This is a genomic window from Streptomyces sp. NPDC048441 (assembly GCF_043200235.1).
Taxonomy (GTDB): Bacteria; Actinomycetota; Actinomycetes; order Streptomycetales; family Streptomycetaceae; genus Streptomyces.
Map to the genome: position 1 here is coordinate 251,616 of NZ_JBICXM010000014.1, position 7,981 is coordinate 259,596.

Consider the following 7,981-nt stretch of genomic DNA (forward strand, 5'->3'; position numbering starts at 1 on the left):
ACGGCGGACGACGAACCGGATGGGCCAGCGGCCGAACCGGAAGCCGATGTCGCACGCGAACGAGTAGTCACAGCGCCGTCACCCCTTCGAGCCCCGCGAACAGATCCGTCTCACGCTCACGCTCACGCTCGCCGTCGTCCACCGCACCGGCATCCGCATCTCCTCGCACCAACTCGTAGTACTCCACATCAAAGATCGGCTGCGCGAGCCCGTTCGACAAGACGAAGAGCGAACCCGACACCTCGATCTGCGTCGCGTGCGCGCGCATCGCCGCCGCCTTGGCCGCACGGAAGGCAGTCCCGTCGATCTCCGCCGTGATCCGTTCGTCGTCCGTCACACCGGGCACGTCGGCGACCGAGGCGGCAGTGGTGAACGGCGAGTCCCCAAGGGGGCCGAGGACACCCTCCATCCACCGGAACCGCTCTTCGACGACGGAACGCGGTACACGGTTCCAGTAGATCTTGCTGATGGTGTGCGGTTCGCCAAGATCCGCGCGGAAGGCTCCCTCGGCCGCGAGATCCGCGGCGCGCATCGCGACCCGGTGGGCCTGGATGTGGTCGGGGTGGCCGTATCCGCCGTCCGGGTCGTACGTCACGAGCACCTGGGGCCGCACCTCGCGGATCACCTCGACGAGGTGCGCGGCGGCGGTGTCGAGATCGGCGGCCCAGAAGGCGCCGTCCCGGTGGTTCTGCTCGATGCCCATCATCCCGGAGTCGCGGTAGCGCCCGGTGCCGCCGAGGAAGCGGTGGTCGGTGACCCCCAGCTCCTTCGTCGCGGCGGCCAGCTCGCCGATGCGCTGTGCGCCGAGCGCGTCCTCGCGGTCGGCCGCGAGATGGGCGAGCTCGGGCGGGATGACCTCGCCCTCCTCGCCGAGCGTGCAGGTCACCAGGGTGACGTGGGCGCCGTCGGCCGCGTACTTGGCCATCGTCACGCCATTGATGATCGACTCGTCGTCGGGATGCGCGTGCACGAGCAGCAGACGCCGGGAGGGCAGTTCCGTCATGGGACCACCCTACGAGCACCGCACGCACTGATCAGAACGTGATGCGAACGGATCAGAACTTGATGTCGCCGATCATCCCCGCCACGTTCGTCGTCAGCTCATTGATCGTCGGGGCGATGGAAGAACTCGCCAGATAGAAGCCGAGCAGCACACAGACGATCATGTGGCCGGTCTTCAATCCTGACTTCTTGACCAGCAAGAAGACAATGATCGCCAGTAGCACCACCGCCGAAATCGAGAGTGCCACGGCGGTTCACCTCCAAGTCCCTGACCCTGCACCAGTGCGGACGCCAGCAGGTTCATACCCACTAAGCGCTACGGATCATAACTATCCGTGGGTCCGCATGACTCGGAGCACAGCAGCACAAGGGGGCGCATGACCCATAGGCTCGGTGGATGACCACCGAGACGCCCGACAGCACCGGGCCCGCCGAGAGTTCGGCGCAGCGCCTTTCCTTCCCGCGCATGCACGCCCGCACGCAACGCTTCACTCTCGGTGCGCCGCGCGCGTTCACGGTGGCGCCTGACGGGTGCCGTGTCACGTTCCTGCGCTCGTCATCGGGCACCGACCGGGCGAACCAACTCTGGGTACTCGACCTGACGGACGGCGCCGTCGAGCGTGTCGCGGCCGACCCCCAGGCCCTGTTGAACGGCGCTGCCGAGCGTCTCTCGGCCGAGGAGCGCGCCCGGCGCGAGCGCAGCCGCGAGGGCGGCGCGGGCATCGTGGGCTATGCGACGGACGCGGCGGTGGAGCTCGCGACCTTCGCGCTCTCCGGCAGGCTCTTCGCGGCGGAACTGCGCGCGGGCACCGCGCGCGAACTGCCCGCCCCCGCCCCGGTGATCGACCCGCGCCCCTCGCCGGACGGCCGCCACATCGCGTACGTCGCCGGGGGCGCGCTGCGGGTGACGGGCGCCGACGGGGAAGGTGACCGGGCTCTAGCGGCGCCCGAGCCGGACTCCGCCGAGAAGGCGACCGTGACGTACGGCCTCGCGGAGTTCATCGCGGCCGAGGAGATGGGTCGTTCGCGGGGTTTCTGGTGGTCGCCCGCATCGGACCGCCTCCTGGTCGCACGCGCCGACGACGCCCCCGTGCGGCGCTGGTGGATCGCCGATCCCGCGCACCCGGAGACGGAGCCCGCGCGGGTCGCGTACCCGGCGGCGGGCACGGCCAACGCGGACGTACGCCTCTTCGTCGTCGACCTGGACGGCGCGCGCACCGAGGTGACGTGGGACCGCGCCCGCTACCCCTACCTGGCGCGGGTGCACTGGTCGTCGGCCGGGGCGCCGCTGCTCCTCGTCCAGTCCCGCGACCAGCTCAGCCAGCTCTACCTCGCGGTGGACCCGGACGACGGCTCGACCCGCATGGTGCACGCGGAAGAGGATCCGCAGTGGCTGGAACTCTTCCCCGGCGCCCCGTCCTGGTCCCCCAGCGGGAAGCTGGTACGGATCGTGGACGAGGGCGGCGCGCGGGTCCTGGCTGTGGGCGAACGCCCGCTCACGGGACCCCAGTTGCACGTCCGCGCGGTGCTCGACGTGGCGGACGACGATGTCCTGATCTCGGCGTCGGCGGGCGAGGCCGCCGTGACCCCCGAGACCGGCGAGGTGCACGTCTACCGCGTCAACGAGCTGGGCGTCGAGCGCGTCTCGCTCGAAGCCGGGGTGCACTCGGCGGTGCGCTCGGGCGGCCTCACGGTCCTCGTGACGGCCACCCTGGACCAGCCGGGCTCCCGTGTCCAGGTACTGCGCGACGGCAAGCAGGTGGCGACCGTCGCCTCATACGCCCAGCGTCCCGGGCTCACGCCGCGCGTGACCCTGACCGAAGGGGGCGCACGCAAGATCCCGTGCGCCGTCCTGCTCCCCACGGACTACGACGAGTCGTCGGGCCCACTCCCCGTCCTCCTGGATCCGTACGGCGGGCCGCACGGCCAGCGGGTCGTCGCCGCCCACAATCCGTACCTCACGTCACAGTGGTTCGCCGACCAGGGCTTCGCCGTGATCGTCGCGGACGGCCGGGGCACTCCGGGCCGCTCCCCCGCCTGGGAGAAGGCGATCCTGCGGGACTTCACCCTCACCCTCGACGACCAGGTGGACGCGCTCCAGGCCCTCGCCGCCTCGTACCCCCTCGACCTGGACCGGGTCGCCATCCGGGGCTGGTCCTACGGCGGCTACCTCGCGGGGCTCGCGGTCCTGCGCCGCCCCGATGTCTTCCACGCGGGGGTGGCGGGCGCGCCGGTCACGGACTGGCGCCTGTACGACACGCACTACACGGAGCGGTACTTGGGGAATCCCGGCGTGGATCCGGAGCCGTACGCCCTGAGCTCCCTCGTCACGGACGAGGGGCTGGTGGCGCCGGAGGATCCGCACCGTCCGCTGATGATTGTCCATGGCCTGGCGGACGACAACGTGGTGGTGGCACATGCGTTGCGCCTCTCCTCGGCGCTCCTCGCGGCGGGGCGCCCGCACGAGGTGCTCCCTCTCTCCGGGGTCACGCATATGACCCCGCAGGAGCAGGTGGCGGAGAATCTGCTGCTTCTTCAGGTGGACTTCCTGAAGCGGTCGTTGGGGCCGGCGTAGGCGTAGGTGCGGCGATCGGCCGGGGCGACATGGCGAGCCCCGGCCGATCTACGGCACCCGCACGGCCGTACGGTCGTCAGTCTGCCGGGGGCGCATATCGCTGGCGCGTCGGCGCGATTGCTCGCCTGTTAAGGCCCTGACGGGATTCTTCCCCAACCCCGCAGGGACCGCCCCTACGGCACGACCTGCTTCTCCTCCGCGAAGTGGCACGCCGAGTCATGGGCCGCCGGGCCCTCGACATCACGGAACTCCGCCGGAACGGCCAACGCCGGCACCTCCAGCGCACACCGCTCCTGCGCCTTCCAGCACCGCGTGCGGAACCGGCACCCCGAAGGCGGATTCGCCGGCGAAGGAACATCCCCGCTCAGAATGATCCGCTCCCGCCGCTCCCGGGCCTCGGGATCAGGAACCGGCACAGCCGAAAGCAGCGCCTGTGTGTACGGATGCGTCGGATGCTCGTAGATCTCCTCGTCGGAGCCGACCTCCACGATCCGCCCCAGGTACATCACACCGACCCGGTCGGAAATGTGCCGCACGATCGACAGGTCGTGCGCGATGAAGACGTACGAGAGATCGAAGTCGTTCTGGAGCCGGTCAAGCAGGTTCACCACCTGCGCCTGGACGGAGACGTCCAACGCCGACACCGGCTCGTCGGCCACGATGATCTCGGGCCGAAGCGCCAACCCCCGCGCGATCCCGATGCGTTGGCGCTGCCCACCCGAGAACTGGTGCGGATAGCGGTTGATGTACTCGGGGTTGAGACCGACCACGTCCAACAGCTCCTGCACCTTCTGCCGCCGCGACCCCTTCGGCGCGACCTCGGGATGGATCTCGTACGGCTCACCGATGATGTCGCCGACCGTCATACGGGGATTCAGCGAGGTGTACGGGTCCTGGAAGACCATCTGGATGTTGCGGCGCACCGCCTTCAGGGCACGCCCCGAAAGCTTGCTGATGTCCTCGCCCTTGTAGCGGATCTCGCCCGCCGTCGGCCGTTCCAGATTCACCAGCATCTTCGCGACCGTCGATTTCCCGCACCCGGACTCCCCGACGATGCCGAGCGTCTCGCCCCGGCCGAGGTCGAAGTCGACGCCGTCGACGGCCTTGACCGCGCCGATCTGCTTCCGGATGACGATGCCCTGGGTGAGCGGGTAGTGCTTCACGAGACCCCGCACCTGGAGGATCGGCTCGCGGCCGGACTCCGAGCCGTGCGCGGCGAACTCGTGCTCCGCCCGCGCCTTGTCCATCAGCTGCCGCGCGGTCTCGCCCTCTTCCTCCAGCTGCTTCTTACTGATGTGCTCACCGTGCGGCATCGAGCGTCTCCTTCCAGAAGTGGCAGGCGCTCCTGCGGTCGGCGGTCAGACCCTCGTACGCCACCTCATAGAGCGGCGGCACATCGGTCCTGCACACGTCCTGGGCCATCGGACAGCGGGGGTTGAAGGCGCAGCCCGGCGGGATGTGCATGAGGTTGGGCGGCAGGCCCTTGATCGCGTAGAGCTCCTGGCCCTTCTGGTCGAGGCGCGGGATGGATTCGAGCAGAGCGCGCGTGTAGGGGTGGGCGGGCGCCCGGTAGATCTCGTGGACGGGGGCCCTCTCGACGATGCGGCCGGCGTACATGACGGCGATGTTGTCGGCGACGTCCGCCACGACGCCCAGGTCGTGGGTGATGAGGATCAGGCCCATGTGCAGCTCGCGCTGGAGCTCCGCGAGGAGGTCCATGACCTGGGCCTGGACGGTCACGTCCAGCGCCGTCGTGGGCTCGTCGGCGATGATCAGCTTCGGTTCGAGCGCCATCGCCATGGCGATCATGATGCGCTGGCGCATACCGCCGCTGAACTGGTGCGGATACTGCCCGACCCGTTCCTTCGCGGCCGGGATGCGCACCCGGTCCATCAGCTCGACGGCCTTGGCCTTGGCGTCCTTGCGGGACATCCCCTGGTGGACGACGTACATCTCGCCGAGCTGCTGGCCGACGCTGACCACCGGGTTCAGCGACGACAGGGCGTCCTGGAAGATCATCGCCATTCCGGCGCCGCGCGTCTTGCGCCGTTCTTCCTCCTTGAGCTTCAGGAGGTCCTTTCCCTGGAAGAGGATCTCGCCGCCGGTGATCTTCCCCGGCGGGATGTCGAGGATGCCCATGATGGCCTGCGCGGTCACGGACTTGCCGGACCCGGACTCGCCGAGCACGGCCAGCGTCTCGCCCTCGCTGACCGTGTAGTCGACGCCGTTGACGGCTTTGGCGACGCCGTCCCTGGTCCTGAACTCCACGTGCAGGTCGCGCACTTCGAGCAGCTTGGACGACCCCGTCGTGGGCGTGTCGGACGCCTCGGATGCCACGGTTGCCATGGGCGTCTACCTCAGCTTGGGGTCGAGGGCGTCGCGCACCGCGTCGCCGAGCATGATGAACGCGAGCACGGTGATCGCAAGCGCTCCTGCGGGCCAGAGCAGCATGTGCGGGGCGTTGCGGATGTACTGGGACGCGGCCGAGATGTCGATGCCCCAGCTGACGGTCGGCGGCTTCAGGCCGACGCCGAGGTACGAGAGGGTCGCTTCCAGGGCGATGTACGTGCCGAGCGCGATGGTGGCGACCACGATCACCGGGGCGACCGCGTTCGGCGCGATGTGGCGGAGCAGCATCCGCGAGTTGGAGGCGCCGAGCGCCCGTGCCGCCTGGACGTAGTCGTTCTGCTTGGCGGTGATGACGGACCCTCGGGCGATGCGGGAGAGCTGCGGCCAGCCGAGAAGAACCATGAAGCCGATCACCGGCCAGACGGTGCTGCTGGTGACGACCGACAGGAGCACCAATCCGCCGAGTACGACGGGGATGGCGAAGAAGACGTCGGTGATCCGGGAGAGGATCGCGTCCCAGAACCCGCCGAAGAACCCCGCGAGCCCGCCGAGCACACTGCCCAGGATCGCGACGCCGAGCGTGGCGCACACGCCGACGGTGACCGAGGCGCGGGCTCCGTACACGGTCCGCGTATAGACGTCGCATCCCTGCCCGTCGAAGCCGAAGGGGTGGCCTGAGGTGGAGCTCTTCTGGGCGTTGGCGAGGTCGCAGTCGAGCGGGTTGCCGGACGCGATCAGGGACGGCCAGAGGGAGATGAAGACGAGGAAGAGAATGATGAGGCCCGAGATGATGAAGATCGGGTTGCGCCGCAGCTCGCGCCAGGCGTCGGACCACAGGCTGCGGGCCGGGGCCGATGTGCCGGTGCCTTCGGGACCGCCGGGGGTCTGGCCGAGGGTCGACCCCTCGGTCGCCGCGAGGTCCATCGCGCCGCCCGCACCGGTCGGGGCGATGGCTCCGTCTGGCTCTCGGGGTTCAGGCATAACGGATCCTCGGGTCGAGTACGGCGTAAAGGAGGTCGACGATCAGGTTGGCCACCAGGAAGACCAGGACGAGGACGGTCACGAAGCCGACGACGGTCTGTGTGCTGTGGCGGAGAATGCCCTGATAGAGCTGGAAGCCGACGCCGTGGATATTGAAGATCCGCTCGGTGACGATGGCGCCGCCCATCAGCGCGCCGATGTCCGTGCCGATGAAGGTGACCACCGGAATCAGTGAATTGCGCAGCAGATGCCGGGTGATGACACGGCGCCTCGGGAGCCCCTTGGCGATGGCCGTACGGACGTAATCAGCGCGACGGTTCTCGGCGATGGACGTCCGGGTGAGCCGGGTGACGTACGCCAGGGACACCGAGGCGAGCACGAGCCCCGGCACGAGGAGTTCATCGAAGGGCGCCTCCGACGATACGGAGGGTTTCATCACGCCCCATTCGACACCGAGCAGCAGCTGGAGCAGCAGGCCGGTGACGAAGGTGGGAATGGCGATGACGACCAGCGTCAGAAGCAGCACGACGGTGTCGATGGGACGCCCGCGCCGCAGCCCTGTCACGACCCCCAGTGAGATTCCGATGACGATCTCGAAGACGATCGCGACGAGCGTCAGGCGGATCGTGAGCGGGAAGGCCGTCGACATCAGCTCGGTGACCTTCTGCCCGTTGAAGGCGGTACCGAAGTCGCCGGTGAAGACATTGCCCATGTAGGTCGCGTATTGCTGCCACACGGGCTTGTCGAGGCCGAATTCCTTCTGCAGCTGGGCGGCCGTCGCGGGGTCGCACTTTCGGTCCCCGCAGAGGCCCGCGATGGGGTCGCCCATCACGTTCACCATCAGGAAGATCAGCAGCGTGGCGCCGAAGAAGACCGGGATCATCTGCAGCAGACGCCGGATCACATAACGTCCCATGAGGGCTCCGGAAGTAGTGGGAGCGGGGGGGGGGGGGCGGGGGGGGGGCGCCCCCCCCCCCCCCCCCCCCCCCGCGGGGGCGGGGGGGGGGGGGGGTGTTTTGTTGCGGGCCCGGCGAACAGGGTTAGGGCACGACTGTTGTGACGGTGCGTGGAACC

At 69.1% G+C, this 7,981-nt stretch carries 7 protein-coding genes; 1 reads left to right on the plus strand and 6 read right to left on the minus strand.

What is annotated here, in order from left to right; genetic code table 11:
- Positions 1-67: 67 nt before the first annotated feature.
- Both mshB and ACGFSB_RS30535 read right to left on the minus strand, forming a co-directional pair.
- Positions 68-1,003 (minus strand): N-acetyl-1-D-myo-inositol-2-amino-2-deoxy-alpha-D-glucopyranoside deacetylase, encoded by a 936-nt coding sequence (gene mshB, locus ACGFSB_RS30530; RefSeq protein ID WP_393405872.1) that lies wholly within the window; start codon positions 1,001-1,003, stop codon positions 68-70.
- A gap of 52 nt (positions 1,004-1,055) precedes the next feature.
- Complete coding sequence (locus tag ACGFSB_RS30535) at positions 1,056-1,250, minus strand: hypothetical protein (RefSeq protein ID WP_160507048.1); 195 nt, start codon at positions 1,248-1,250, stop codon at positions 1,056-1,058.
- A 149-nt stretch (positions 1,251-1,399) separates the two neighbouring features.
- Between ACGFSB_RS30535 and ACGFSB_RS30540 the strand changes: the two genes are divergently transcribed.
- Entirely contained in the window at positions 1,400-3,577 is a 2,178-nt protein-coding gene (locus ACGFSB_RS30540; protein ID WP_393405875.1) for a prolyl oligopeptidase family serine peptidase, read from the plus strand.
- Between the two features lie 173 nt (positions 3,578-3,750).
- Here ACGFSB_RS30540 and ACGFSB_RS30545 read toward each other — a convergent pair whose 3' ends face one another.
- From ACGFSB_RS30545 to ACGFSB_RS30560, 4 genes are read right to left on the minus strand one after another with little or no spacing between them, the layout of a single operon-like run.
- Positions 3,751-4,824 (minus strand): ABC transporter ATP-binding protein, encoded by a 1,074-nt coding sequence (locus tag ACGFSB_RS30545; RefSeq protein WP_393405923.1) that lies wholly within the window; start codon positions 4,822-4,824, stop codon positions 3,751-3,753.
- 52 nt (positions 4,825-4,876) lie between these two features.
- A complete protein-coding gene (locus tag ACGFSB_RS30550; protein WP_393405877.1) occupies positions 4,877-5,923 on the minus strand; it encodes an ABC transporter ATP-binding protein in 1,047 nt (348 codons plus the stop codon).
- 6 nt (positions 5,924-5,929) lie between these two features.
- Positions 5,930-6,907: an ABC transporter permease gene (locus ACGFSB_RS30555; protein ID WP_393405879.1), complete on the minus strand. Its 978-nt coding sequence runs from the start codon at positions 6,905-6,907 to the stop codon at positions 5,930-5,932.
- A complete protein-coding gene (locus ACGFSB_RS30560) occupies positions 6,900-7,823 on the minus strand; it encodes an ABC transporter permease (RefSeq protein WP_393405881.1) in 924 nt (307 codons plus the stop codon). Before ACGFSB_RS30560 ends, ACGFSB_RS30555 begins: the two co-directional genes overlap by 8 nt.
- Between the last annotated feature and the right edge of the window lie 158 nt (positions 7,824-7,981).

Coding starts and splice junctions, on each gene's coding strand:
- ACGFSB_RS30540 (WP_393405875.1), top strand. CDS start 1,400: ATGACCACCGAGACGCCCGACAGCACCGGGCCCGCCGAGAGTTCGGCG.
- ACGFSB_RS30550 (WP_393405877.1), bottom strand. CDS start 5,923: ATGGCAACCGTGGCATCCGAGGCGTCCGACACGCCCACGACGGGGTCG.
- ACGFSB_RS30545 (WP_393405923.1), bottom strand. CDS start 4,824: ATGGACAAGGCGCGGGCGGAGCACGAGTTCGCCGCGCACGGCTCGGAG.
- ACGFSB_RS30555 (WP_393405879.1), bottom strand. CDS start 6,907: ATGCCTGAACCCCGAGAGCCAGACGGAGCCATCGCCCCGACCGGTGCG.
- mshB (WP_393405872.1), bottom strand. CDS start 1,003: ATGACGGAACTGCCCTCCCGGCGTCTGCTGCTCGTGCACGCGCATCCC.
- ACGFSB_RS30560 (WP_393405881.1), bottom strand. CDS start 7,823: ATGGGACGTTATGTGATCCGGCGTCTGCTGCAGATGATCCCGGTCTTC.